This window comes from Mariniflexile ostreae (assembly GCF_042427585.1).
Lineage (GTDB): Bacteria > Bacteroidota > Bacteroidia > Flavobacteriales > Flavobacteriaceae > Pseudalgibacter > Pseudalgibacter ostreae.
Map to the genome: position 1 here is coordinate 50,917 of NZ_JBHMFC010000086.1, position 24,838 is coordinate 75,754.

24 protein-coding genes are annotated in these 24,838 nt (G+C 35.3%); 21 read left to right on the plus strand and 3 right to left on the minus strand.

Annotation, left to right across the window (positions count from 1 at the left end):
- Window positions 1–77 precede the first annotated feature (77 nt).
- From ACFFU9_RS13135 to ACFFU9_RS13175, 9 genes are all read left to right on the plus strand, one after another.
- Window positions 78–1,295: an HD domain-containing protein gene (locus tag ACFFU9_RS13135; RefSeq protein ID WP_379861929.1), complete on the plus strand. Its 1,218-nt coding sequence runs from the start codon at window positions 78–80 to the stop codon at window positions 1,293–1,295.
- A 127-nt stretch (window positions 1,296–1,422) separates the two neighbouring features.
- Window positions 1,423–2,451 carry a UDP-3-O-(3-hydroxymyristoyl)glucosamine N-acyltransferase gene (lpxD, locus tag ACFFU9_RS13140; RefSeq protein WP_379861930.1) on the plus strand — a complete coding sequence of 343 codons (1,029 nt, stop codon included), beginning with the start codon at window positions 1,423–1,425 and terminating at the stop codon, window positions 2,449–2,451.
- A complete protein-coding gene (locus ACFFU9_RS13145; protein WP_379861931.1) occupies window positions 2,438–3,844 on the plus strand; it encodes a bifunctional UDP-3-O-[3-hydroxymyristoyl] N-acetylglucosamine deacetylase/3-hydroxyacyl-ACP dehydratase in 1,407 nt (468 codons plus the stop codon). The genes lpxD and ACFFU9_RS13145 overlap by 14 nt, the downstream gene beginning before the upstream one ends.
- Window positions 3,845–3,847: 3 nt before the next feature.
- The gene (lpxA, locus tag ACFFU9_RS13150; protein WP_379861932.1) at window positions 3,848–4,633 is read left to right on the plus strand and encodes an acyl-ACP--UDP-N-acetylglucosamine O-acyltransferase; all 786 of its coding nucleotides are present in this window, start codon (window positions 3,848–3,850) and stop codon (window positions 4,631–4,633) included.
- 114 nt (window positions 4,634–4,747) lie between these two features.
- Window positions 4,748–5,314 carry an elongation factor P gene (gene efp, locus ACFFU9_RS13155; RefSeq protein ID WP_379861933.1) on the plus strand — a complete coding sequence of 189 codons (567 nt, stop codon included), beginning with the start codon at window positions 4,748–4,750 and terminating at the stop codon, window positions 5,312–5,314.
- 127 nt (window positions 5,315–5,441) lie between these two features.
- Complete coding sequence (locus ACFFU9_RS13160) at window positions 5,442–6,380, plus strand: UDP-3-O-(3-hydroxymyristoyl)glucosamine N-acyltransferase (RefSeq protein ID WP_379861934.1); 939 nt, start codon at window positions 5,442–5,444, stop codon at window positions 6,378–6,380.
- Between the two features lie 71 nt (window positions 6,381–6,451).
- A complete protein-coding gene (sucD, locus tag ACFFU9_RS13165; RefSeq protein WP_379861935.1) occupies window positions 6,452–7,324 on the plus strand; it encodes a succinate--CoA ligase subunit alpha in 873 nt (290 codons plus the stop codon).
- Between the two features lie 125 nt (window positions 7,325–7,449).
- Window positions 7,450–8,196, plus strand: coding sequence for a 3-oxoacyl-[acyl-carrier-protein] reductase (fabG, locus tag ACFFU9_RS13170; RefSeq protein ID WP_379861936.1), 747 nt, complete (start codon window positions 7,450–7,452; stop codon window positions 8,194–8,196).
- A gap of 53 nt (window positions 8,197–8,249) precedes the next feature.
- Window positions 8,250–10,283, plus strand: a complete 2,034-nt coding sequence (locus ACFFU9_RS13175; RefSeq protein WP_379861937.1) for a VWA domain-containing protein — start codon at window positions 8,250–8,252, stop codon at window positions 10,281–10,283.
- A gap of 31 nt (window positions 10,284–10,314) precedes the next feature.
- On the opposite strand, the gene ACFFU9_RS13180 is transcribed toward ACFFU9_RS13175, so the two are convergent.
- Entirely contained in the window at window positions 10,315–11,115 is an 801-nt protein-coding gene (locus ACFFU9_RS13180) for a universal stress protein (RefSeq protein WP_379861938.1), read from the minus strand.
- 158 nt (window positions 11,116–11,273) lie between these two features.
- Here ACFFU9_RS13180 and ACFFU9_RS13185 point away from each other — a divergent pair, with 158 nt between their 5' ends.
- The 9 genes from ACFFU9_RS13185 (at window position 11,274) to hisIE (ending at window position 20,083) form a co-directional block, all read left to right on the plus strand.
- Window positions 11,274–12,089 carry a prohibitin family protein gene (locus ACFFU9_RS13185; protein WP_379861939.1) on the plus strand — a complete coding sequence of 272 codons (816 nt, stop codon included), beginning with the start codon at window positions 11,274–11,276 and terminating at the stop codon, window positions 12,087–12,089.
- 252 nt (window positions 12,090–12,341) lie between these two features.
- Complete coding sequence (gene hisG / locus ACFFU9_RS13190) at window positions 12,342–13,199, plus strand: ATP phosphoribosyltransferase (RefSeq protein ID WP_379861940.1); 858 nt, start codon at window positions 12,342–12,344, stop codon at window positions 13,197–13,199.
- Between the two features lie 240 nt (window positions 13,200–13,439).
- Entirely contained in the window at window positions 13,440–14,729 is a 1,290-nt protein-coding gene (gene hisD, locus ACFFU9_RS13195) for a histidinol dehydrogenase (RefSeq protein ID WP_379861941.1), read from the plus strand.
- Between the two features lie 54 nt (window positions 14,730–14,783).
- Window positions 14,784–15,827, plus strand: coding sequence for a histidinol-phosphate transaminase (gene hisC / locus ACFFU9_RS13200; RefSeq protein WP_379861942.1), 1,044 nt, complete (start codon window positions 14,784–14,786; stop codon window positions 15,825–15,827).
- Window positions 15,828–15,853: 26 nt separating this feature from the next.
- Window positions 15,854–16,969, plus strand: a complete 1,116-nt coding sequence (gene hisB, locus ACFFU9_RS13205) for a bifunctional histidinol-phosphatase/imidazoleglycerol-phosphate dehydratase HisB (protein ID WP_379861943.1) — start codon at window positions 15,854–15,856, stop codon at window positions 16,967–16,969.
- Window positions 16,970–17,031: 62 nt separating this feature from the next.
- Entirely contained in the window at window positions 17,032–17,619 is a 588-nt protein-coding gene (gene hisH, locus ACFFU9_RS13210; RefSeq protein ID WP_379861944.1) for an imidazole glycerol phosphate synthase subunit HisH, read from the plus strand.
- A gap of 258 nt (window positions 17,620–17,877) precedes the next feature.
- Window positions 17,878–18,612, plus strand: a complete 735-nt coding sequence (gene hisA, locus ACFFU9_RS13215) for a 1-(5-phosphoribosyl)-5-[(5-phosphoribosylamino)methylideneamino]imidazole-4-carboxamide isomerase (protein WP_379861946.1) — start codon at window positions 17,878–17,880, stop codon at window positions 18,610–18,612.
- Window positions 18,613–18,676: 64 nt separating this feature from the next.
- A complete protein-coding gene (gene hisF / locus ACFFU9_RS13220) occupies window positions 18,677–19,432 on the plus strand; it encodes an imidazole glycerol phosphate synthase subunit HisF (protein ID WP_379861948.1) in 756 nt (251 codons plus the stop codon).
- A 57-nt stretch (window positions 19,433–19,489) separates the two neighbouring features.
- A complete protein-coding gene (gene hisIE / locus ACFFU9_RS13225; RefSeq protein WP_379861950.1) occupies window positions 19,490–20,083 on the plus strand; it encodes a bifunctional phosphoribosyl-AMP cyclohydrolase/phosphoribosyl-ATP diphosphatase HisIE in 594 nt (197 codons plus the stop codon).
- Window positions 20,084–20,175: 92 nt separating this feature from the next.
- On the opposite strand, the gene ACFFU9_RS13230 is transcribed toward hisIE, so the two are convergent.
- Window positions 20,176–21,471, minus strand: a complete 1,296-nt coding sequence (locus ACFFU9_RS13230; RefSeq protein ID WP_379861951.1) for a polysaccharide lyase family 7 protein — start codon at window positions 21,469–21,471, stop codon at window positions 20,176–20,178.
- Window positions 21,472–22,017: 546 nt separating this feature from the next.
- On the opposite strand from ACFFU9_RS13230, the gene ACFFU9_RS13235 reads away from it, so the two are divergent.
- The 3 genes from ACFFU9_RS13235 (at window position 22,018) to ACFFU9_RS13245 (ending at window position 24,256) form a co-directional block, all read left to right on the plus strand.
- Entirely contained in the window at window positions 22,018–22,794 is a 777-nt protein-coding gene (locus ACFFU9_RS13235; protein WP_379861953.1) for a tRNA pseudouridine synthase A, read from the plus strand.
- A gap of 161 nt (window positions 22,795–22,955) precedes the next feature.
- On the plus strand, window positions 22,956–23,507 hold the full coding sequence (locus ACFFU9_RS13240) for a hypothetical protein (protein WP_379861955.1): 552 nt from the start codon (window positions 22,956–22,958) through the stop codon (window positions 23,505–23,507).
- Between the two features lie 71 nt (window positions 23,508–23,578).
- Entirely contained in the window at window positions 23,579–24,256 is a 678-nt protein-coding gene (locus tag ACFFU9_RS13245; protein ID WP_379861957.1) for a DUF2461 domain-containing protein, read from the plus strand.
- Window positions 24,257–24,261: 5 nt separating this feature from the next.
- Here ACFFU9_RS13245 and ACFFU9_RS13250 read toward each other — a convergent pair whose 3' ends face one another.
- Window positions 24,262–24,678, minus strand: a complete 417-nt coding sequence (locus ACFFU9_RS13250; RefSeq protein ID WP_379861958.1) for a glyoxalase — start codon at window positions 24,676–24,678, stop codon at window positions 24,262–24,264.
- Window positions 24,679–24,838: the final 160 nt, after the last annotated feature.

Sequence of the window (24,838 nt, forward strand, 5' to 3'; positions counted from 1 at the left end):
TAATTAATGGGGCGATTTTATTAAAGCTTATGGCCATCTTTATATATTTGTAACTCTTTAAAGCTAAAAATCGACACTTGAATAAACTTAAAATATTAAACGACCCAATTTACGGATTTATTACTATCCCAAACACGCTTATTTTCGATTTAATCCAGCATAGGTATTTTCAAAGACTGCGCAGAATCACACAAATGGGCATGTCGCATTTGGTATATCCTGGCGCTAACCATACTCGGTTCCATCATGCTATAGGCTGTGTACACTTAATGCAAAAGGTAGTGAATGTACTTCGTTTTAAGGCAGTTGCCATTTCTGTAGAAGAAGAAGAAGCTTTATACATGGCTATCTTATTACACGATATAGGTCATGGACCTTTCTCTCACGCTATGGAACATAGCATTGTAAATAATGTTTCGCATGAGCAAATTTCGTTATTGTTTATGGAGCGTTTAAATGAAGAATTTAACGGAAGTTTAACGCTAGCCATTAAGATTTTTAAAGGAGAATACCCCAGATTATTTATGTGCCAGCTCATCTCTGGACAATTGGACATGGATCGAGCAGATTATTTAAAACGAGATAGTTTTTATACTGGCGTTGCAGAGGGAAACATTAATAGTGAACGGTTAATTACGATGCTAAACGTTGTGGACGATGCCTTGGTCGTTGAAGAAAAAGGGATTTATAGCGTCGAAAAATTTATTATCGCAAGACGTTTAATGTATTGGCAGGTGTATTTGCACAAAACAGGTTTGGTGGCAGAGCAATTGCTTATTCGGGTTTTAAAAAGAGCTAAAGAACTCACTATTAATGGAGCTATTTTAGGCGCAAGTAAGCCACTTCAGTTTTTTTTAGAAAATAAAATTGCATTTAAAGACTTTAATGATAGTACCTTAAAAATATTTTCAGAATTAGATGATTACGATATTGTTTCTGCCATGAAAGCCTGGCAATATCATGACGATTTTGTGTTAAGTAATCTGTGCGCGATGATTATCAATAGAAATTTGCTTAAAATCAAGATGAAAAAAAAGAAAATAAAAGAAGAGGTTTTAAAAACCCGTAAAGAAATTTTTAAAAATAAACACAATATAACCGACGCAGAGGCAGCTTACTTTGTGTTTACCGGAAGCATTTCAAACCAAGCTTACGAAACAGATAAACAAAACATAAACATTTTACATAAATCAGGGAAAATTGAGGATATTGTTAAAGCATCCGATCATTTAAACCTTAAAGCATTATCTAAGCCCATTACCAAACATTATATTTGCTATCCAAAGAATCAATAAAAAATTATTTTTAACAGCTTGGTTATGTGGGGCGACCAGTAAGAAAATGCAATAAACACAAGTACATGAAAAACTTTAGTACATTTTTCCTATTTTTGCAACAACATAAAAACAACCTTTTTTAAGTGTGAAATTTACAGCACAGCAAATAGCAGGTATATTAGATGGTGATATTGAGGGCAACCCTGATATTGAAGTGTATAAATTATCTAAAATAGATGAGGGGTCGGAGGGGTCTATAACTTTCTTGGCAAACCCTAAGTATAATGCATATTTGTATTCTACAAAAGCATCTATTGCAATAGTCAATAAAGAGTTTAAACCAGACGCGAAAGTAAGCACCACTTTAATTAAAGTGGATGACGCTTATTTGGCTTTTTCTAAAATTCTAGAATATTATAATTTAGTGAAGCTCAATAAATTTGGAATAGAAGAGCCTTCGTTTATTTCTAAAACGGCTACATATGGCGAGGGCGTTTATTTAGGAGCCTTTTCATATTTAGGAGAAAAGGTGAAGTTAGGGCGTAATGTTAAGATTTTTCCCAATTCTTACATTGGAGACAATGTTGTAATTGGTGATAATACTGTTGTTTTTGCAGGGGTTAAAATCTACTCTGAAACCGTAATAGGCAGCGATTGTGTTATCAATTCTGGCGTTATTATAGGGGCCGATGGATTTGGCTTTGCGCTAAGCGATAATGGTGAATACAAAAAAATTCCACAAATTGGTAATGTTATTATCGAAGATTTTGTAGATATTGGTGCCGCAACAACTATAGATAGGGCCACAATGGGGTCTACTATAATAAAAAGTGGTGTTAAGCTGGATAATCACATACAAATAGCCCATAATGTTGAAATAGGTAAAAACACAGTCATTGCCTCACAAACAGGAATTGCGGGGTCAACTAAAATTGGTGAAAACTGTATGATTGGTGGACAGGTAGGTATCGTAGGACATATAACTATAGGCAATAATGTAAAAATACAAGCGCAATCGGGAATTGGCAGAAATGTAAAGGATAATGAAACCTTACAAGGTTCTCCAGCCATAGCGCTAAGTGATTATAACAAGTCTTATGTCCATTTTAAAAACCTACCAAAGATTGTTAAAGATATTAATGATTTAGATAAAAAAATTCATGGCGATAGTTAGTACAGATGTCAGGCAAAGAACCATACAAAAGGATGTATCCTTAACAGGTGTGGGTTTGCATACAGGTAAAAATGTAATCTTAACATTTAAACCTGCAAAAGAAAATACAGGATTTGTATTTCAGCGTATAGATTTAGAAGGCACACCAAAGATTGAAGCTGATGCCAATTATGTTACCAATACCCAACGCGGCACTTGCCTAGAAAAAAATGGGGTTGTTATTCAAACCTCAGAGCATGTGTTAGCAGCTTTAGTGGGCTTGGATATTGATAACGTTATTATCGAACTAAATCAATCTGAACCTCCAATCATGGACGGGTCGTCAAAGTTTTTTGTTGAAGCTCTTGAAAAAGCAGGCATTGAAGAACAAGAGGCTTTTAGAGAGGAATACGAAGTAACCGATATTATTTCGTATACCGACGAGGAATCTGGTAGCGAAATACTCGTCATGCCTTCAAAAGAGTACCAGATTACAACTATGGTAGATTTTGGAACTAAGGTTCTAGGAACTCAAAATGCTACCTTGAATCAAATTTCCGATTTTAAGAAAAGTATATCCAATTCCCGAACTTTTAGCTTTCTCCATGAAATTGAAATGTTATTGGAAAATGGTTTGATAAAAGGTGGTGACTTAAATAATGCCATTGTTTATGTAGACAAACCGTTGTCTACAGAGACTATGGAAAAGTTAAGAGCTGCTTTTAAAAAGGACTCTATTGCCGTAAAACCAAACGGTATTTTAGATAATTTAACCTTGCACCACCCCAATGAAGCAGCAAGACACAAACTACTTGATGTTATTGGAGACTTAGCCCTTGTTGGCACACGAATTCGTGGAAAAGTGATTGCCAATAAACCAGGGCATTTTATAAACACACAGTTTGCGAAAAAGCTATCGAAACTTATAAGAAATGAAAGACGTAACAACGTTCCTAATATCGATATAAATCAGACGCCCTTAATGGACGTCACTCAGATTATGGATATGTTGCCACACAGGCAGCCTTTTTTACTAATAGACAAAGTGTTTGAGCTTAGTGACAGCCATGTTATAGCCTTAAAAAATGTTAGTATAAACGAAGAGTTTTTTAAAGGCCATTTTCCAGGAGCTCCCGTGATGCCTGGTGTTTTAATAGTAGAAGCTATGGCACAAACAGGAGGTGTTTTAGTTTTAAACACAGTTCCAGATCCAGAAAATTACCTCACGTTTTTCATGAAAATGGATAAAGTGAAATTTAAACAAAAAGTAGTCCCTGGCGACACATTAATTTTTAAGTGTTCCTTAATAACACCTATTCGTCGTGGTATATGCCACATGCAAGGCTACGCATATGCAAATGGTAAACTTTGTGCAGAAGCAGAGCTCATGGCACAAATCTCTAAAGTAAAATAAAATATGAATCAACCACTTGCATATGTCCACCCAGGGGCAAAAATCGCAAAAAATGTTGTAATAGAACCCTTTACAACCATACACAATAATGTTATAATTGGAGAGGGCACATGGATAGGTAGTAATGTTACTATTATGGAAGGTGCCAGAATAGGAAAAAATTGTAATATCTTTCCAGGCTCGGTAATATCTGCTGTACCACAAGATCTAAAATATAATGATGAAGATACTACGGTAGAAATTGGCGACAATGTAACCATTAGAGAATGTGTCACTATAAATAGAGGTACTTCTGATAGAATGAAAACCGTTATAGGCAATAACTGCTTAATTATGGCCTATTGCCATATTGCGCACGATTGTGTTGTTGGTGATAATTGTATTTTTTCGAACAACAGTACACTTGCAGGCCATATAACCATTGGTGATTATGTGGTTTTGGCCGGTATGACTGCAGTACACCAATTTGTGTCTATTGGGAACCATTCGTTTGTAACAGGAGGGTCTTTGGTTAGAAAAGATGTACCACCTTATGTGAAGGCTGCTAGAGAACCGTTATCTTATGTGGGGATTAACTCTGTAGGATTGAGAAGGCGTGGTTATACCACAGATAAAATAAGAGAAATTCAAGATATTTATCGCATCCTCTATCAGAAAAACTATAATAACACACAAGCCTCAGAGATTATTGAAGCAGAAATGGAAGCGACACCCGAACGGGACGAAATACTTCAGTTTATCAAAAATTCTCATAGAGGTATCATGAAAGGGTATTTCAAATCAAACTAAACTATAGATAGAAACTAGTATCGTTTCGATATAAATAGTTTTTACACATTATTAACACACATGGAATTTGTTAATACAACAGGTTCCATATTTTAAAACAAAATACAGCATCCTATGGCTACAACATCAGATATTAGAAACGGATTGTGCATTCGATATAATAATGACATCTATAAAATTACAGAATTTTTACACGTGAAACCAGGTAAAGGCCCTGCTTTTGTAAGAACAAAAATGAAAAGCGTAACCAATGGAAAGGTTTTGGAAAATACATTTTCTGCAGGACATAAGTTAGACGATGTTCGTGTGGAAACCCATAAGTTTCAGTTTTTATACCACGATGGGGAATATTTCCATTTTATGAACACTGAAGATTATTCTCAAATTACACTTTTAGAAGCTGCTTTAGATAGCCCAGAATTAATGAAAGAAGGGGAAGTGGTTACAGTTCTTATTAACTCTGAAGACAACATGCCACTTTCTGTGGATATGCCTGCAAGTGTTATTTTAGAAGTTACTGCAACAGAACCCGGAATTAAAGGCAACACCGCAACAAATGCGACCAAACCTGCAACTGTAGAAACGGGTGCCATTGTAAACGTTCCTTTATTTATAAATGAAGGGGACAAGATAAAAGTTGAGACAGAAAAAGGAACCTATAAAGAACGTGTTAAAGAATAAATACACCACTGGCATTTGCATTTCAAAACTATAAAGGCTTTAAATTTATCATATAAGTATTGAGGTCTATTGTTAATTCAGCATATTAGCCTTTGCAATTCATACGTTTTTATTAATTTTATTTCAAATGAAATTCTCTACTCCCTATACTTTATTACAAATAGCAGAATTAATCAATTGTCGCTTTATCGGTGATGATGATTTCCCTGTGTTGGGCATGAATGAAATACATGTTGTAACATCTGGAGATATTGTTTTTGTAGACCATCCCAAATATTATGATAAGGCTCTTAATTCTGCAGCAACTATCATTTTAATCAATAAGGAAGTAGAATGTCCTGAAAACAAAGCGCTATTAATTAGTGACGACCCGTTTCGCGATTTTAATAAACTCACCGAGTATTTCAAGCCATTTCAGCAGAGCAATCAAGGCATTTCAGATTCTGCTATTATTGGAAAGAATACGATAATCCAACCCAATTGTTTTATTGGAAATAATGTTATTATTGGTGATGACTGCGTAATCCATTCCAATGTAAGTATTTATGATGATACTATTATAGGCAATCAGGTTACCATTCATTCAGGAACCGTTCTTGGGGGCAGCGCTTTTTATTATAAAAACAGACCTGAAGGTTTTGATCAATTAAAATCTGGTGGGCGCGTGGTCATTGAAAACCATGTAGATCTAGGCGCACTATGTACTATTGATAGAGGCGTTAGTGCAGATACTAGAATAGGGGAGGGCAGTAAAATAGACAACCAAGTACAAATAGGCCATGATACTGTTATTGGTAAAAAATGCTTAATTGCATCACAAGTGGGTATCGCAGGTTGTGTGGTTATAGAAGATAATGTTACCATTTGGGGACAAGTGGGTATTACCAGTGGTATCACTATTGGTGCAAAAGCTGTGATTCAAGCACAATCGGGCGTAAGCAAATCACTTCAGGGCGGAAAAACCTATTTTGGGTGTCCGGCGGAAGACGTTAGGGTGAAATTAAAAGAGTTAGCCATGATTAAAAGAATCCCGCAATTATTTGAACTTTTAAAATCAAAAAAATAAACCGTAAATTTGACGGAAGTACAATCAATATAAGTACTTTTGTTAATCTTTATTTAAAAAAAATAACAAAAATGAGTGTTTTAGTAAACAAAGATTCAAAAATCATAGTTCAAGGTTTTACAGGTAGTGAAGGAACTTTTCATGCCAGTCAAATGATTGAATACGGCACGAACGTAGTAGGGGGTGTTACTCCAGGAAAAGGAGGACAAACACATCTTGATAAACCCGTTTTTAACACGGTTCTAGAGGCTGTCCAGAATGTTGGAGCAGATACTACTATTATTTTTGTACCACCAGCTTTTGCAGCCGATGCGATTATGGAAGCTGCCGATGCCGGTATTAAGGTTATTATTACCATTACCGAAGGCATTCCTGTAGCAGATATGATAATTGCTGCAAACTATATTAAAAATAAAGACTGCAGACTTATTGGTCCTAACTGCCCAGGTGTTATTACACCAGGTGAAGCAAAAGTAGGGATCATGCCAGGTTTTGTGTTCAAAAAAGGAAAAATAGGAATTGTTTCTAAATCGGGAACCTTAACCTATGAAGCTGCCGACCAAGTGGTAAAACAAGGATTGGGTATTACCACTGCTATAGGTATTGGTGGAGACCCTATTATTGGTACTACAACAAAAGAAGCGGTTGAATTATTGATTAACGATCCTGAAACTGAAGCTGTAGTAATGATTGGTGAAATTGGTGGACAATTGGAAGCAGATGCGGCCCATTGGTATAAAGCCAGTGGAAGTAAAAAACCCATTATTGGATTTATTGCTGGTGAAACAGCTCCTGCAGGTCGTACTATGGGACATGCTGGTGCTATAGTTGGTGGTAGCGATGATACCGCCCAAGCTAAAAAAGAAATCATGCGGGCTTGTGGCATACATGTAGTAGATTCTCCTGCTGAAATAGGAAAAAAAGTAGCCGAAGTTCTGGGGTAATTATAACTTATATATATCTAAAACCTCACGGTAATTTGTGAGGTTTTTTTATTTGTTGCCATTTGGATTTATTATATTTGAAATTACACTTTTTTAAAATTTATTTTAACTAACTGATTATATAAATGAAATTACTAGAAGGAAAAACAGCCATCATTACCGGAGCAAGTAGAGGTATAGGAAGAGGTATCGCTCAAGTGTTTGCAGCGCAAGGTGCCAATATTGCATTTACTTATAGTTCATCTGTAGAAGCTGCTAATGCATTGGAAGAAGAATTGAATGCTTTGGGTATTAAGGCGAAAGGGTATAAAAGCAATGCCGCCAATTTTGAGGAGTCGCAAAAGCTTGCAGAAGATGTTGTAGCAGCATTTGGAAGTATTGATATTTTGGTAAACAATGCAGGGATTACAAAAGACAACCTGTTAATGCGTATCACAGAAGAAGATTTCGATACGGTAATTGAAGTAAACTTGAAGTCTGTTTTTAATATGACAAAAGCTGTTCAAAAAACAATGCTTAAGCAACGTAAAGGCTCTATTATTAATATGAGCTCTGTAGTTGGGGTGAAAGGAAATGCCGGACAAACCAATTATGCGGCTTCCAAAGCAGGTATTATTGGTTTTTCGAAATCGGTTGCTCTAGAGCTTGGTTCTAGAAATATTAGAAGCAATGTAATCGCTCCTGGTTTTATTGAAACGGAAATGACGGCAAAATTAAATGAAGATGTGGTAAAAGGATGGCGTGCCAACATTCCATTAAAACGTGGCGGAACTCCTGAAGATGTGGCCAATGCATGCGTGTTTTTAGCAAGTGATTTAAGTGCGTATATCACAGGTCAAACCATTAATGTAGATGGTGGTATGTTGACTTAGTTTATGGCGTTCCTGCGAAGGCACGAATTTCATTAATAGAAGCTTTATGCATCATGCCATTAGAAACGCTTATATATATTATAATTGCTGGAATATTAGCGCTATTTATAGCGCTTTTTCAGTATAAATATAAATCAAAAGGACATCAAACCTTAACTAAGGTGTTTGTTTTTTTAAGGTTTGCAACGTTATTTAGCATTTTTGTACTGTTAATCAATCCGAAATTTGAGCAACTTAAGCTTTATAATGAAAAACCTAATTTGGTTATTGCCATTGATAATTCAAGTTCTGTAAAGTATTTAAAACAGGACCACCATGTTTTGGACTTGGTTAAGCGTTTAAAAAATAATGCTGCACTAAAAGAAAAATTTGATATCGCCTTTTATTCCTTCGGAAAAAAAGTCCTTAACACCGATACCCTTACTTTTTCTGAACGAGAGACCCATATTGATAAACTCTTTAGTCAACTCTCACAAGTCTACAACACCACCATTGCCCCAACTGTTTTTATAAGTGACGGTAACCAAACCTATGGAAACGACTATAGTATTGCGGCGAAAACCTATAATCAACCCCTATATCCTGTAATTTTAGGCGATACCATTACGTATACCGATTTAAAAATACAGCAATTAAACGTTAATAAATACGCCTATTTAAAGAATGAGTTTCCTGTAGAAGCGCTATTGTCTTATAGTGGGAACAGTGAAGTGCACACGGCTTTTGAAATATATTTAGGCAACACGAAAATTTATAACAAAACCATCCATTTTTCAAAAACGAAAAACTCTGAAATACTAAACCTAAGCTTGCCCGCTAATCAAGCTGGAGTCCGTACTTATAAAGCGGTATTGCAACCCGTTTCCAATGAAAAAAACACGGTAAATAACACTAAAAATTTTGCTGTTGAAGTAATCGATCAGAAAACCAAAATAGCGCTTGTTAGCACTCTTTTACATCCAGACCTCGGGATGTTTAAAAAAAGTATTGAAAGCAACGAGCAGCGCGCCGTTACTATTGTTAAGCCTCAAGAGGCTCTTGAAAAACTACAGGAGTTTCAATTGTTTATTTTGTACCAGCCAAACCCATCATTCGAGAATTTGATGAGTGCTTTAAACAATCAAAAAACAAATAGTTTAACCGTCGCAGCGACTAAAACCGATTTGCACTTTTTAAATAGGATTTCAGAACACTATCAATTTGAAATCACAAATCAAACAGAAGATTTTCAAGCCGAGCGCAATATAAATTATGCTCCATTTCTACTTGAAAACTTAGACTTTGAGTCTTTTCCACCATTAAAATCAAATTATGGAGCCGTTTTGTTTTCATCAGCCTATGAAACCCTTTTAAATAAAAAAGTTAATACAGTTTCCACAACCGAGCCTCTATGGGCAACATTTGAAATAAATGGAAAAAGGGAAGGCCTCTTGCTTGGCGAAAATATTTGGCAATGGCGTGCACAGAGTTTTGTAAACACCAAATCGTTCGCTAATTTTGATCGTTTTATAGAAAACCTTATCCAATACTTGGCATCTAGCAAGCAACGCGATAGATTAAATATAACATACGAGGCCTCGTATAATGGTAATCAAAGCGTGATGATGGAGGCGCAAGTATTCGATAAAAACTATGTGTTTGATGCAAGAGAGCGGCTCACGATTTACGTTAAGGACGAGCTTTCGAAAACAGAGAAATCTTTTTCATTTGTTCTTAAAAATAACGCTTATCAAGTCGATTTAAGCAATTTACCCGCCTCCCAATATCACTTTAGAGTTGTTGCAGAACAGGGGAATATTTCAAAATCTGGAACCTTCCATATTTTAGATTATAATGCGGAGCAGCAATTTTTGAATGCGAATGTATCTAAACTACAACAATTAGCAATGAGCAGCCAAGGCACGTCTTATTTTATTGCCCGAACAGAAAGTCTAGAAAACGACTTAATAAACGACAGTCGGTTCCAAACCATTCAAAAAAGCCAAAAGAGCAACACGTCCTTAATTGATTGGAAATATTTGCTCTTTATAATAGCTTTAAGCTTATCTCTAGAATGGTTTTTAAGAAAATATAACGGCTTGATTTAAAGCGTTCTTAAAAACGTTTCATACCAGTGTACTAGGCATGAATGGATAATAACGGCATATCTAAGCCAGAAGACATCATCCGTGTTTTGCTTTTGTGGATCAATGACGACCAAAACCCATATTCAAAGGGAACCATAATTAATATATCGGGCTGGTACGCTAATAATTCTTTCTTTATTTCTTCTATAACAGCTTCAGATTGAACACTTTTATAAAAATAAGAGACTTCTTCTAAAGGTTCTAGAAGTTCTGTATTACTTTCTAAACTTGACACCTTATCGTTAACATGAAAAACATTTAATTCAGAATTAAATTTTCGTGTAGTTTGCTTTATTCTATTTAAAATGGCATCGTTAACCCCTCTATTAAGATCACATGCAAACAATATTTTAGTCACCCCCTTAAATTTGGCTTTAAGCGGTACTGCCAAAATAGGAATTTTGATTTTATGAATGGCTTCAGAAGTGGTACTGCCCAATAAATCGCCATCCAGGGTTTTAACATGCATGCCCATAACCACCATTTCAGCATGATGTTCCTTAATTGCGCGTTTTAATTGATTAAAGAAATTACCCATTGCAAAATCGGCTGTGATATCAATACCATGGGTTTCAGAAAGCTTTTGAACACGGTTTTCTACTTTGGTTTTTGCAGCATCTATGGATTGTAAAATGCTCTTATAGGGCAGCCTCGCGTGTACCGCATGAACGGACACAATATATAGGTTGAAAACAACTAACTTAGCGCCTGTTTTTTTTGCTATTCCAATGGCGTATTCAGTGGCGTTTTTAGCTTCTTGGGAGAAATCTGAAGCAACGATAATGGTATTCATTTTACTCATGTTTTTGTGTGAATTTTGTAGCTTAAAAGTACAAATTAAATACTCAAATACAGCTACATTAACACACATTTAAACATCATCATTATACCGTTTTAATGGTATAAAAACTATATAAATAGCTTATATTTGTCAATTAACAAAATACATTTATGGAAAAAATACCTAAAATTGCCTTACCTTTTATTATTGTTGCAGTAATACTGCTTGTTTTACTTACCAAATCTGCTGTAACCATTGGTTCTGGCCAAGCAGGAGTGCTATATAAAACCTTTGACAATGGTGTTGTTACAGACCAACCCCCAATGGGCGAAGGCTTTCATATTGTAGCGCCATGGAACACTGTGTTTATCTATGATGTTAGACAACAAGAAATTCCAGAAAAAATGACTGCTTTATCTTCTAACGGACTTGATATTAGATTAGAAGCATCTGTTTGGTTTCAACCAGATTATAAAAATTTAGGAAAGTTACATCAAGAGAAGAGTGAGATGTATAAAGAGCGCGTCTTGCTTCCCGCTATTCGATCTGCAGCAAGAAGTGTTGTGGGACGATATACTCCAGAGCAATTATATTCTAGTAAACGGGATGCTATTCAGCAGGAAATTTTTGAAGAAACAAAAAAAATAGTTGAAGATCAATACATCCAGATCAATGAGGTTTTAGTTCGTGATGTAACCTTGCCACCAACGATTAAAGACGCTATTGAACGCAAATTAAAGCAAGAGCAAGAATCTTTAGAATATGAATTTAGATTGGTTACTGCTGCAAAAGAAGCTCAAAAAGTAATTATAGAAGCGGAAGGTAAAGCAGAATCTAATAGAATTTTAAGCGCCTCTTTAACTGATAAAATCCTACAAGACAAAGGTATAGATGCTACAGTTAAACTATCGGAATCGCCTAATAGTAAAGTTATCGTTATTGGTTCTGGTAAAAATGGTATGCCTTTAATTTTAGGAAATCAATAAATTAATACGTTTATATATAAATTTTATGTTTTTTTCTGGGAATTTAAACATAAATTACAGATATTTGCATAAATTAAAAAAGACCATGAGCTTTATTCAATCACATCATCATCATTTTCAAGTTTACGCTCAAGCGAAGTGAAAATGTATTGAATAAAATCAACATATATTTTAAACCCGTTTGAGACAATCAAGCGGGTTTTTTTAATTTTAATTCCGAGTAGATTGTTTCAAACTCATAAAAACAAGACAATGAGTAAATTAAGAATTGCAATACAAAAATCGGGACGTCTAAACGAAGACTCCATGGCCATTTTAAAAGATATCGGTATTTATATCGATAATGGCAAAGACCAATTAAAAGCTTCGGCTAAAGGGTTTCCAGTAGAGGTGTTTTATTTAAGAAATGGCGATATCCCTCAATATTTAAAGGATGGTGTAGTAGATGCAGCCATTATTGGAGAAAACGTTTTAATTGAAAATGGAAATGGTATAAAAATTGCCGAAAAACTGGGGTTTTCATCATGTAGAGTTTGTATCGCTATCCCTAAATCTGCGAAGTACTCGGGAGTTCAAGATTTAGAGGGCAAACGAATAGCGACATCCTATCCTAATACAGTACAAGACTATTTAGACAAGAAAGGGGTAAAAGCAGAACTTCATATTATTAATGGATCTGTTGAAATAGCGCCAAGTATCGGACTCGCAGATGTTATTTGCGATATTGTTTCTAGTGGAAGCACGCTTTTTAAAAACAATTTAAAAGAAGTAGAGACAATTTTAAAATCGGAGGCTGTCTTAGCCGTTTCACCAAAATTAAGTGAAGAAAAGCAAGCCATCTTAGATCGAATATTGTTCAGGATTCAGTCCGTTTTAAAAGGAAGAGAGTCCAAGTATATTTTATTGAACGCTCCCAATGATAAAATCCAAGATATTATCAATGTATTGCCAGGCATGAAAAGCCCAACGGTTTTGCCTTTGGCAGAAGCGGGATGGAGCTCGGTTCACTCGGTAATCAGTAAAAATCAATTTTGGAATGTCATTGATGAATTAAAAGCAAATGGTGCACAAGGCATTTTGGTTTGTCCCATTGAAAAAATGGTGCTATAACTAGTCTTTATGTGAAATTCATCATATAAAAACGAATGTTGCACTTAGAACAAGGTTTGCAATGCAATATAAAGTTTATCATGCAGAGCAAAGTTTGTCATTCTAGGTAAAGTTTATCATGCAGAGCGACGTTTACAATTCAAGCTAAAGTTTTCCATTCTTAGCGAAATTTGTCATTCAGAGCGAAGTTTGTCATTCAGAGCGAAGCGAAGAATCTAATTAAATAAGCAGGTTTATAAAATGCAAATATTAAACAACCCTAATAAAAACCAATGGTCTGAGATTTTAAAAAGACCCACACAAACAGTTGGGGACATTGAGGATATCGTGAATCGTGTTTTTAGCGACGTAAGAAAAGAAGGAGATAAAGCCATCGCAAAATATACCGAACGTTTTGACAACGTGATTTTAGATAACCATACGATAACGTCTAATGAGCTTGATGCAGCAGCAGCAAATGTCCCTATAGCACTTCAAGAGGCCATAAGGCTTGCAAAACAAAATATAGAAGCATTCCATCACGCACAAAAAACCACCAGAATAGAGGTGGAAACGGCGGTAGGCGTTACGTGTTGGCAAGAAAAACGCCCTATTCAAAACGTTGGATTATACATTCCTGGAGGTACAGCACCTTTATTCTCAACTATTTTAATGTTGGCAATACCAGCACAACTAGCGGGATGTAAAGAAATTGTGCTCTGTTCTCCTCCAAATAAAGAAGGCCACTTAGCGCCCGAAATGTTGTTTGCTGCAAAACTTTGCGGTGTTACAAAAATTATTAAAGTTGGTGGTATACAGGCCATTGCCGGACTTACATTTGGTACAGAAACCATTCCGCAAGTCCATAAAATATTTGGTCCGGGCAATCAATTTGTTACGGTGGCAAAACAAATTGCCACTAAATTCGGGGTCGCAATAGATATGCCAGCAGGACCAAGTGAATTGTTAGTTGTGGCCGATGATACTGCCAATGCTGCTTATGTAGCCTCCGACCTATTGAGTCAAGCCGAGCACGGTACAGACAGTCAGGTCGTATTGGTATCTACATCTAAAAACTTTTTGCATAAGGTTTCAGAAGCGCTTGAAATTCAAGTAAAATCACTTCCACGCCGTGCTATTGCAGAAAAAGCTATAGCCAATTCAAAGTTGATTTATATGGAACATGATGTAGTAGCACTGGATTTGATTAATGAATATGCTCCTGAACATTTTATCATTTGTTGCGAAAATGAAGATTTTTATGTGCAAGGCATTGTTAATGCTGGCTCCGTGTTTATCGGGAACTACACTCCAGAAAGTGCTGGCGATTATGCTTCAGGAACCAACCATACACTTCCAACAAATGGATTTGCAAAAGCTTATTCTGGGGTAAATTTGGATAGTTTTTTAAAAAGTATGACGTTTCAAAAAATAACACAAGAAGGATTAAAAAACATTGGACCTGCTATTGAATTAATGGCAGCAGCAGAAGGCTTGGAAGCCCATAAAAATGCGGTTTCAATTCGACTAAAAGATATATTTAATTACTAATTTAATGAGGCACTAAAGCTCTTCTTATACTTGTTGGGAGCGTGCAAAAGCAAGATGAACATTCAAGATTTAATCCGTCAAAATATAAAAGCATTAAAACCGTATTCGTCTGCAAGAGATGAATTCCAAGGTGTTACAGATGATATGGTTTTTTTGGATGCCAATGAAAATCCTTTTCAAAACGGTGTCAATAGATATCCTGATCCGCAGCAGCATAACGTAAAATTACTTTTGTCTAAAATAAAAAACGTGGCGACACAGAATATCCTTCTAGGAAATGGGAGTGACGAAGTGTTAGACTTGCTTTTTAGGGCTTTTTGTGAACCCCATCAGGATAATATCATAACCTTGCCCCCAACGTATGGCATGTACGAAGTATTGGCAAATATAAACGCCGTAGATAGTATCAAGGTAAATTTATCAGAACGTTTCGAACCTAAAGTGGATGAGATTTTATCCGTAGCAAATAAAAACAGTAAACTACTCTTTTTATGTTCGCCAAACAATCCGTCTGGGAACAGCTTTAAAACTTCGGATATTGAAACACTTTTAAATCGTTTTAAAGGTTTAGTGATAATCGATGAGGCCTATATCGATTTTTCAGATGAAGCAAGCTGGCTGGAAAAACTACCCTTATATCCTAATTTGGTTATTACGCAAACCCTTTCAAAAGCCTATGGCATGGCTGGGATCCGATTAGGTATTTGTTATGCTTCTGCAGACATTATTTCGGTTTTAAATAGAATTAAAGCACCATACAACGTAAATGAACTAACCCAGTTACGCGCCATAGAACGACTTGAAAAGGAAGAGGAAGTCGCTAAAGAAATAGAAGCAATAAAGGCACAACGAAATCTGTTGATAACAGAGTTAAAATCGATAGATTTTATATCTAAAATTTACCCTACAGACGCTAATTTCGTTATGGTAAAGGTAGATGATGCCAATAAACGCTACACGCAACTTATAGAAAAAGGTATTGTTATACGAAACCGTACTACGCAACCGGGTTGTGAAAATGCTTTAAGGCTTACTGTTGGCACTTTAGAGGAGAATACAAAATTGATAAAAACATTAGTAGCTTTACAAGCCGTTTAAGTTTGTAGATTTTTATAAAAATTAATATGAAAAAAGTTTTATTTATTGATCGCGATGGTACTATCGTTAATGAACCGCCTATTGATTATCAACTGGATAGTTTTGAGAAATTAGAGTTTTACCCTAAAGTTTTTCAGTATTTAAGTAAAATCGCCCAAGAATTGGATTTCGAGCTGGTAATGGTTACCAATCAAGATGGTTTGGGTACCGATTCTTTTCCTGAAAACACCTTTTGGCCTGTACATAATTTTATTATTAAGAGTTTTGAAGATGAGGGTGTTGTGTTTAAGAAACAGCATATCGACCGAACTTTTGATGAAGATAATGCACCTACAAGAAAGCCAGGAACAGCGTTACTAACCGAGTATTTTTCAGAACATTATGATTTAGAAAACTCCTTTGTAATAGGCGATCGATTAACAGATATCGCATTAGCTAAAAATTTAGGAGCCAAAGGAATATTGATGGTTAAAGACCGTTTAGTAGAAGATCATGAGTTGGCAGATTTTGTGGCATTGCAAACTACCGATTGGTCAGAAATTTATGCCTTTTTAAAAGCAGAAGAACGCTCGGGAAGCATCACTAGAAACACTAACGAAACTAAAATAAGCATACACCTCAATCTAGATGGCACAGGGAAAAGTAATATTGACACCGGTATTGCCTTTTTTGATCATATGTTAGATCAAATTGCCCGCCACGGACAGATCGATTTAGATATTAAAGTAATAGGAGATTTAGAGGTGGACGAGCATCATACCATTGAAGATACTGCTATTACTTTAGGCGAATTGTTCAATTCCCTTTTAGGAAACAAATTAGGTATTGAACGTTATGGCTTCTGTTTACCTATGGACGATTGCTATGCGCAAGCGGCTATTGATTTTGGAGGTAGAAATTGGCTGGTTTGGGAAGCCGATTTTAAACGTGAAATGGTAGGTAAAATGCCTACGGAAATGTTTTACCATTTCTTTAAATCATTTACCGATGGTGCCAAATGTAATTTGAATATTAAAGCAGAAGGTGTTAATGAACACCATAAAATTGAAGCCATATTTAAAGTTTTTGCCAAAGCTATCAAAATGGCAGTAAAACGTGATATCGAAAAAATGATATTGCCCAGTACTAAAGGAATGCTGTAAAAGCAAATAATCCAGGTTTACACGGTTATATACCAATGTAAATCAAAAAAACAAAAAATCATTTGAAAATTGTAATTATCAATTATGGTGCAGGAAACATTAAAAGCATTCAATTTGCTTTTAAACGCCTAGGTGTTCAGGCTATATTATCAAATAATCCAGAAGAAATACTTAAGGCCGATAAAATTATCTTTCCAGGTGTAGGCGAGGCGAGTACGGCCATGCATATGTTAAAAGAAAGCGGTTTAGATATCCTAATACCTAAACTAACGCAGCCCGTGCTAGGCATTTGTTTGGGTATGCAATTGTTGTGTGAGTTTACAGAGGAAGGAAATACAAAAGGCCTTGGCATTTTTGATACTAAAGTAAAACGTTTTTCAAATTCTGTAAAAGTACCACAAATGGGATGGAACACGATAAAGGATTTGAAATCGGATTTATTTAAAGATATCAAAGAGAATGAGTACATGTATTTGGTACACAGTTATTATGCCGAACACTGTGCACAGAGTATAGCAAAAACAGATTATGGCATTAATTACGCGTCTGCTTTGCAGCATAATAATTTCTATGGGGTTCAATTTCATCCAGAAAAGAGTAGTTTAGCTGGTGAAAAAATATTGAAGAATTTTTTAAATCTAGATATTTAAAAACATGAACTCCTAAAGAATAGCTTCAATAGTGATTTTATAAATAAATAAAAATAATTGAGGAAAAAATGCTAATAAAAGTGTTTATTGATTATCAATATTAAGACCATACTTCTTTTTAATGCTGAATATGCTTCAGTTTTAATAAGAAGTAAAACGTGTTGCCCATAAAAAACTGTGGCTTCCATTAATACCGTTAAGCAAGTTAAAACCTAATTAGCATTTAAAATCCTAATCGTTAACATTTAATATTAAAGCATGAGAATTATACCAGCAATAGATATTATAGACGGGAAATGTGTTCGTTTGACCAAAGGTGATTATGGCACCAAAAAGATTTACAATGAAAGCCCTTTAGAGGTTGCCAAAGCATTTGAAGATTCGGGAATTGAATATTTACACTTGGTCGATTTAGATGGAGCTAAAGCACAGCATATTGTTAATTATAAAGTATTAGAACAAATCTCGTCTAAAACAAGCTTAAAAATCGATTTTGGTGGTGGCTTAAAAGCAAATGAAGATTTACATATCGCCTTTAATTCTGGAGCAAAACAAATTACAGGAGGCAGTATTGCTGTTAAGGACCCTAAAACCTTTGAAGGCTGGATTTCTAAATATGGGGCTTCAAAAATCATATTGGGTGCCGATAGCGATGATGGTAAGATTGCCATAAGCGGTTGGACGGAGCAGAGCGACCAAGAGTTAATTCCATTTATTAAAGGATATCAAAAGAAAAGCATACGTTATGTTATTTGCACCGATATTTCTAAAGACGGTATGCTTGAAGGACCATCGGTAGATTTGTATAAAAAAATTATAGCAGAGTGCAGTAATAGCAGTAGCGACCAATCCATTAAACTGATTGCTTCTGGTGGTATCTCTATAATCGATGAATTGCCTATTTTAAAGGAAATTGGATGTGAAGGCGTTATTATAGGTAAAGCTATTTATGAAAATAGAATCACCTTAAAGCAATTAGAGAAATTTATTTAAATCATTTTCTTTCTATGGTTATTATGATAATAACGAAGAAAACCCCTTAATAGAAATACAATATATGTTAACAAAACGAATCATACCCTGTTTAGACGTTAAAAACGGACGTACCGTAAAAGGCGTTAATTTTGTGGATCTAAGAGATGCTGGCGACCCCGTAGAATTGGCGAAACAATACGCAGATATTGGCGCTGATGAATTGGTGTTTTTAGACATTTCTGCAACCCTGGAAGGACGCACAACTATGTTGGACATGGTTTTACGTGTGGCAGAGCAGGTTAACATCCCTTTTACCGTAGGTGGTGGAATCGCTTCTATAGAAGATGTAGATGCGCTTTTAAAATGTGGTGCAGACAAGGTGTCTATAAACTCCTCGGCCGTTAAAAGACCTGAGTTGATCAATGAATTGTCAGATAAATTTGGAAATCAATGTATTGTTGTGGCTATTGATGCAAAGCAAATTAATGGCCAATGGAAAGTACACTTAGCGGGTGGAAGCATCCCAACGGATATCGATTTATTTGAGTGGGCAAAAGAAGTGGAGACCCGTGGCGCTGGTGAAATTTTATTCACCTCCATGGATCATGATGGAACCAAAAACGGGTTTGCCAATAAGGCTTTGGCTAAACTCTCCAGTTTACTCAATATTCCCATAATAGCTTCTGGGGGCGCAGGTAACGTTCAACATTTTATAGACACCTTTAAGGAAGGCAAAGCAGATGCTGCTTTGGCTGCTAGTGTGTTCCATTTTGGTGAAATCGCTATTCCTGATCTAAAAAAAGAATTAAAAGAAAACAATATAGAGGTACGCCTTTAGTTTATATGCTGTTTCCATTACTTTATGGAGCTTTCAGTATCACATAAATATTAAATCATGACTATTAAATACGATTCAAACGGACTCGTTCCTGCAATTATTCAAGATGCCGTAACTAAAAAAGTTTTGATGTTAGGCTATATGAATGCCGCAGCATACGAAAAAACATTAGAAACCAAACGCGTTACATTTTATAGCCGAAGCAAACAACGCTTATGGACCAAAGGAGAGGAAAGTGGTAACATTTTAAATTTGGTAGATATAAAAAATGATTGTGATAATGATTCACTGCTTATTCAAGTACACCCTGTAGGCCCTACGTGCCACACCGGAACAGATACCTGTTGGAAAGAAGTCAATACATCTACCTACGGCTTTTTCTCGACTTTAGAAGATGTGATTACAGAACGCGTTGCCAATAAAGATACCAATACATCGTATGTAGCGAGTCTTTTTTCAAAAGGGATCAATAAAATAGCGCAGAAAGTAGGTGAGGAGGCAGTAGAAACTGTTATTGAGGCGATGGATGATAACGACGACTTATTTTTATATGAATCTGCCGATTTACTATTTCATTATTTAATGCTGTTACAAGCCAAAGGATTTACTTTAAAAGATATTGAGCAAGAATTAAAAAGCAGGCACAAATAAGCGCTCGATTGCTTTATAAAACTGCTTCATGTTTAAAAAAAAAGCAGGAGTTTTTCTCCTGCTTTTCTTATTGTATTTAGATAGACCCTTTATTAATTTATAGTTAAGGTTTTAATACCTACTAAACCGTAAACGCTTGAGCTGGAATGACTGCTAGATGTAGATTGTAAATAGCATCCTGCTTTAAAGTAATTCTCATCTGCATTTCCTACATTCCCTGACGTGTATAAGGTTTGAACCCTGCTACCGCTTGAGTTTAGCTCGTATAATTTCACAACACTATTTTTCATTGCTAATTCGAAATAGTACTCGGTTCTCATGTTAAAGTTAAAATTAATTGTTTTGCCTTCACCTTCTAATGTTTCGGTAACATAACCAAGAATCCTTAGGTCGATTGAACCGGTTGTTTGGCCCCCACTGCCTTGACATTGTACACGGATAATATCATCAAAGGAGTCGTCTTTTTCATGAATTTGTCCAAAACAAAGTTTTCCTGAAGGCGGTAAATTATCAATTCTAAACTTCCATTTCATAGAACGCTCGGTGCTTGTCGTTCCATCCCAATAGATTTCACTGCTACCGTTCATTTCTCGTAATTCTGTACGAGGGTTGGAGCTGCCTCCACTTGTAGGATTTCCTGGATAGGTTTTAAAATAAGCATACCCATTAGAGCCATAAAACCAACTTGTATTATCGTTTTTAGACGCGTTATCTACATAGCTTAATCCGTTATTGCTACTGTTAACATTTAAAGTACCAGAGTAAGCGTTCAATTTCCAGTTAGCAAGATTTAATATTGAGCTAGCGCTGGATCCGCTAGGTGGTGCTGTTGAGTCTCCTGTACCCCAAGCTTCAAACTCAACAATGTTATTCCAATTATTAACATTGTTTCCATTACAGACCAATCTAATATAGCGCCCAGTAGAATTCGTGATGTCAAACTCTTCAAAAGCATTCGTCGCGCTACTGGATTTGGTGCCAACCAAAGTCCATCCCCCGGAAGAAGAGGCACTGGTATACACTTTAAATTGATATGTTCTGTCTGATGCATACCAAAATATTTTAAGATAATCGATTAAGGCTGTGGATCCTAAATCTACAATAAACGTGGTACCAACGCCGTCTCCAGACCATCTACTTGTAGAAGCTGTGGACCCATCAATGGCTTTAGACGCTGGGTAGGAGGAGTGGGAAGTACTTGCTGAAGCACTAGAGATATTTAATTTCACCGATTTTGACGATTTCGATAGCACTCCTGTTTCAACATCGTCACTCTTGTCTACTTGTAAAACATCATCGTTTACGTGTTCTTTGGAACAGCTTACAAGAAAGAGTGTTGCTATAGCAAATGCTAAATTTGCTGTTTGTTTAAATTTAAATAAGTTCATGTTTGTTGTTTTTAAAAGTTAGTTTAGTCTATCTAAATACAATTATTAAGGGCAAGCATACTTGTATATGCTTAAATCTATTCGAGCTTCTTTTAAGCCCTATAGTATAAGTAGGTTTTTTTAAAACGATATAAGTGTTTACTTTCATTATATTAATAAACAGGTAAATTTTTAATTCGACACATATTGGTTATCCAAACTGGAAAACCAAATGTATTCAATTTTATTAAATATTTAACAGTTAAAATCCTATAAAATGCAAATAAAAACACTACAAATCGTTTTTTATATTTTATTAACTCTAAACAGTTTCTTTTTAATGCAAAAAAAACAAATTAATACAAGGTTCTAATGGTTAATAAAATACCAGACAGGTAAACCTCGTCTAAAAACGTTAATACAAAGCCCATAGGCGCGTAGACATCTTATATTTTATATATATTCGCTTAAATATCGCGAAACACTTCGTTTTAACGATAGAGTTAAGTCTATTTCCCATAAATCAGATTTTATTATGGGTTATCTTTATTTTTAAAGTAATTAGTAATGAAAAAATATTTCTACGTCATAAACCTCCAGTATCTGGGGTATCGTTTTCATGGTTGGCAAAAACAACCTTCGGTAAAAACCTTACACTTAATGGTGGATAGAACCTTGAACTATATTATGGAAGGCAAATATTTTAAGAGTCTTAGTTCTGGACGTACCGACGCTATGGTTTCTGCTGAAAACGCTGCATTTGAATTGTTTTTACACGAACCATTATCAGATCCATCTGCTTTTTTAGAATTGTTTAATTATAATTTGCCGCAGGATATACGTGCCATGGATATTCGTGAGGTAGATGAAACGTTTAATATCATCAACCATTCTAAAGTTAAAGAATATCTTTATCTATTTTCTTTCGGACAAAAAAACCATCCTTTTTGTGCGCCGATCATGACGACTTTTTTAGACGATTTAGATATCACCCTCATGAAGGAAGGCGCTGCATTATTTCAAGGAGAACATTATTATAAATCCTATTGCTACAAACCTAGCGATACGGGTATTTACAATCGAGAAATCCTACTCTGCGAACTTACAGAAAATACCATCTACACAGCTAATTATTTCCCAGAGACCTCCTATATCTTAAGGGTGAAAGCCAAGGGATTTATGCGAAATCAAATACGCTTAATGATAGGGACGCTGGTAGATTTAGGAAAAGGAAAACTAACACTAGACGATATTACGTCTAGCTTATTGCCAGGCAGTACCATAAAGATGGATTATATAGCTCCTGCATCTGGATTGATACTTAATGCCATTGAATTTGAATAAAACCTTCACATCCGTAAAGCTTTCTAGAAAATACTTTTAATAATGTGAATTATACAACTATAAAGCGTAAAGATATAATGCAGAATACGGTGCTTATACCGAACTTTGCACTGTTGATATAAACAGGATTCTATTCTTTTATTAATATAAAAAACAAACACATGAGAAATCTAGTAGGTATTGCAATATTTTTGTTATCGGTAGGTGTTGTAGCCCAGCAAAAACCGAAAGAAGTTAAACAGGAAACTGAAACTAAAATCATCAAAATAAACGATGGTGAAAAAATTATCGAGAAAAAAGTAAAAGTTATTATTAGGGAAGAGGCCGACATATTATTAAATCCAGATGATGAAAACAAAACGAATCAAGAACGCCTCAGTTCTGAAGCTAAAGTAGAAAAAACTGTTTTAGTGGACCATGATGATGATTACGATTATGATAGCTTAACACAAGTGGTTTATTATAAAATTGGAAATGACAACTACATGTTCACACCAAACAAAACTGGCTTTGACATGGCTTCTGAAAATGATAACAACAGCTTCACAAAATTTGGTACGGCTTGGTTTTCGAGTTCCAAAGACCACTATATTGTTAATGATAAAGAACATACGGGTATTGGTTTTTTTGACACTCAAGGAAACCTTGTGGTAGAGTATTACAATACGGACTCACAACAAATCGAAACTAAAACGTACACTATAAAACAGTAGTTTAGAATGTTATTACCTTTTACAAGTCTCGTAATTTTACGAGACTTTTCTGTATTTTTAAAATAAAAAAAATGGCTACACCCATACCTAAAGAGGCTTTAGAGTTTTTAGATAAAGTAAAAAAAAATAACGACCGCGATTGGTTCAATGATCGCAAAACCGAATTTAAAGCTATTGAAGCCCAAGTAAAGGAAGTTTATCATACGGTGTTTGAAAACTTGAAAACACATGACGATGTTGATAAAGTTAAAATGTTCAGAATTTATAGAGACGTGCGTTTTTCAAAGAATAAAGCGCCCTACAAAACCCATTTTGGCGGTGCAATCCATCGCAGAAAACCCAAGTTAAGAGGGAGTTATTACCTTCATATACAACCAAATAACGAATCGTTTATAGCAACAGGGTTTTGGGAACCCAATAAGGAAGATTTATTGAGAATACGTAAGGAATTCGAGAGGGATGATACTGAAATTCGGGACATCCTAAGTGCAAAACTCTTTAAAAACACTTGGGGCGAGTTGCAAGGCGAATCTTTAAAAACCGCACCCCGAGGCTTTAATAAAGATCACCAATCTATAGATTTGATTCGAAAAAAACAGTTTGTATTCACTAAAAAATTTACAGACGAAGCCGTTCTGCAGCCCGATTTTATTGAGCATATTAATGCGGCATTTAAAATTATGCGACCGTACCTCAATTATATGAGCGATGTTTTAACAACGGACTTAAATGGTGTGTCTTCTGTATAAATATATTAAATTACCGAAGAAAATTCTGGGTTTTCTAAAAGTTGGATACAGCTTATTAAACGCTCTTTAATAATTTGCATCATACGCTTATTTAAGGCTGATGCATTTTCAATATACATCTGATATTCCGCTACGGTAAAAAGGCCAATAATCGTGCCTTTCAATGCATTGCGAAATTTGATGTCTTTCTGAATCGCATTTTCAATATAATCCATACGTTTTTCTAAGGGATACTCATAATATATGTTTTTGTGTTTTGTAATGTAGTTTTTAAAAACAGCAACTAATAAATCCGATTGAAATTTAATAATAGGACGCAATACTAAATTTTGAAAGCGCTCTTCGCTACTCATCATATCGTGCGTTTTTGCAGAAGTAATATGAGGGCGAATCTTTTTAAGGTAATCCTGTCTTGTGTCCATAATCTAGTTTTTAATAAACATACAGGATTTCTACACCTTGTAAAAGCATAACCCGTTATAATTGTTAACGGGGTTATTAACATGCATCGTTTTTTATATCTTTAACGGCATTTGTTTTGCGGTGCAAAACAAGAAGTTGCTTTTATCCACCCCAGTTGTA

Bases quoted from the DNA above. Each gene is read 5' to 3' on its own strand.
- ACFFU9_RS13160 (WP_379861934.1), top strand. From the start codon at position 5,442: ATGAAATTCTCTACTCCCTATACTTTATTACAAATAGCAGAATTAATC.
- ACFFU9_RS13245 (WP_379861957.1), top strand. From the start codon at position 23,579: ATGGCTACACCCATACCTAAAGAGGCTTTAGAGTTTTTAGATAAAGTA.
- hisG (WP_379861940.1), top strand. From the start codon at position 12,342: ATGAGTAAATTAAGAATTGCAATACAAAAATCGGGACGTCTAAACGAA.
- ACFFU9_RS13180 (WP_379861938.1), bottom strand. From the start codon at position 11,115: ATGAATACCATTATCGTTGCTTCAGATTTCTCCCAAGAAGCTAAAAAC.
- ACFFU9_RS13145 (WP_379861931.1), top strand. From the start codon at position 2,438: ATGGCGATAGTTAGTACAGATGTCAGGCAAAGAACCATACAAAAGGAT.
- ACFFU9_RS13240 (WP_379861955.1), top strand. From the start codon at position 22,956: ATGAGAAATCTAGTAGGTATTGCAATATTTTTGTTATCGGTAGGTGTT.
- fabG (WP_379861936.1), top strand. From the start codon at position 7,450: ATGAAATTACTAGAAGGAAAAACAGCCATCATTACCGGAGCAAGTAGA.
- hisA (WP_379861946.1), top strand. From the start codon at position 17,878: ATGAGAATTATACCAGCAATAGATATTATAGACGGGAAATGTGTTCGT.
- hisIE (WP_379861950.1), top strand. From the start codon at position 19,490: ATGACTATTAAATACGATTCAAACGGACTCGTTCCTGCAATTATTCAA.
- ACFFU9_RS13230 (WP_379861951.1), bottom strand. From the start codon at position 21,471: ATGAACTTATTTAAATTTAAACAAACAGCAAATTTAGCATTTGCTATA.
- ACFFU9_RS13175 (WP_379861937.1), top strand. From the start codon at position 8,250: ATGCCATTAGAAACGCTTATATATATTATAATTGCTGGAATATTAGCG.
- ACFFU9_RS13185 (WP_379861939.1), top strand. From the start codon at position 11,274: ATGGAAAAAATACCTAAAATTGCCTTACCTTTTATTATTGTTGCAGTA.
- efp (WP_379861933.1), top strand. From the start codon at position 4,748: ATGGCTACAACATCAGATATTAGAAACGGATTGTGCATTCGATATAAT.
- lpxA (WP_379861932.1), top strand. From the start codon at position 3,848: ATGAATCAACCACTTGCATATGTCCACCCAGGGGCAAAAATCGCAAAA.
- hisC (WP_379861942.1), top strand. From the start codon at position 14,784: ATGAACATTCAAGATTTAATCCGTCAAAATATAAAAGCATTAAAACCG.
- hisD (WP_379861941.1), top strand. From the start codon at position 13,440: ATGCAAATATTAAACAACCCTAATAAAAACCAATGGTCTGAGATTTTA.
- ACFFU9_RS13250 (WP_379861958.1), bottom strand. From the start codon at position 24,678: ATGGACACAAGACAGGATTACCTTAAAAAGATTCGCCCTCATATTACT.
- ACFFU9_RS13235 (WP_379861953.1), top strand. From the start codon at position 22,018: ATGAAAAAATATTTCTACGTCATAAACCTCCAGTATCTGGGGTATCGT.
- sucD (WP_379861935.1), top strand. From the start codon at position 6,452: ATGAGTGTTTTAGTAAACAAAGATTCAAAAATCATAGTTCAAGGTTTT.
- hisF (WP_379861948.1), top strand. From the start codon at position 18,677: ATGTTAACAAAACGAATCATACCCTGTTTAGACGTTAAAAACGGACGT.
- hisB (WP_379861943.1), top strand. From the start codon at position 15,854: ATGAAAAAAGTTTTATTTATTGATCGCGATGGTACTATCGTTAATGAA.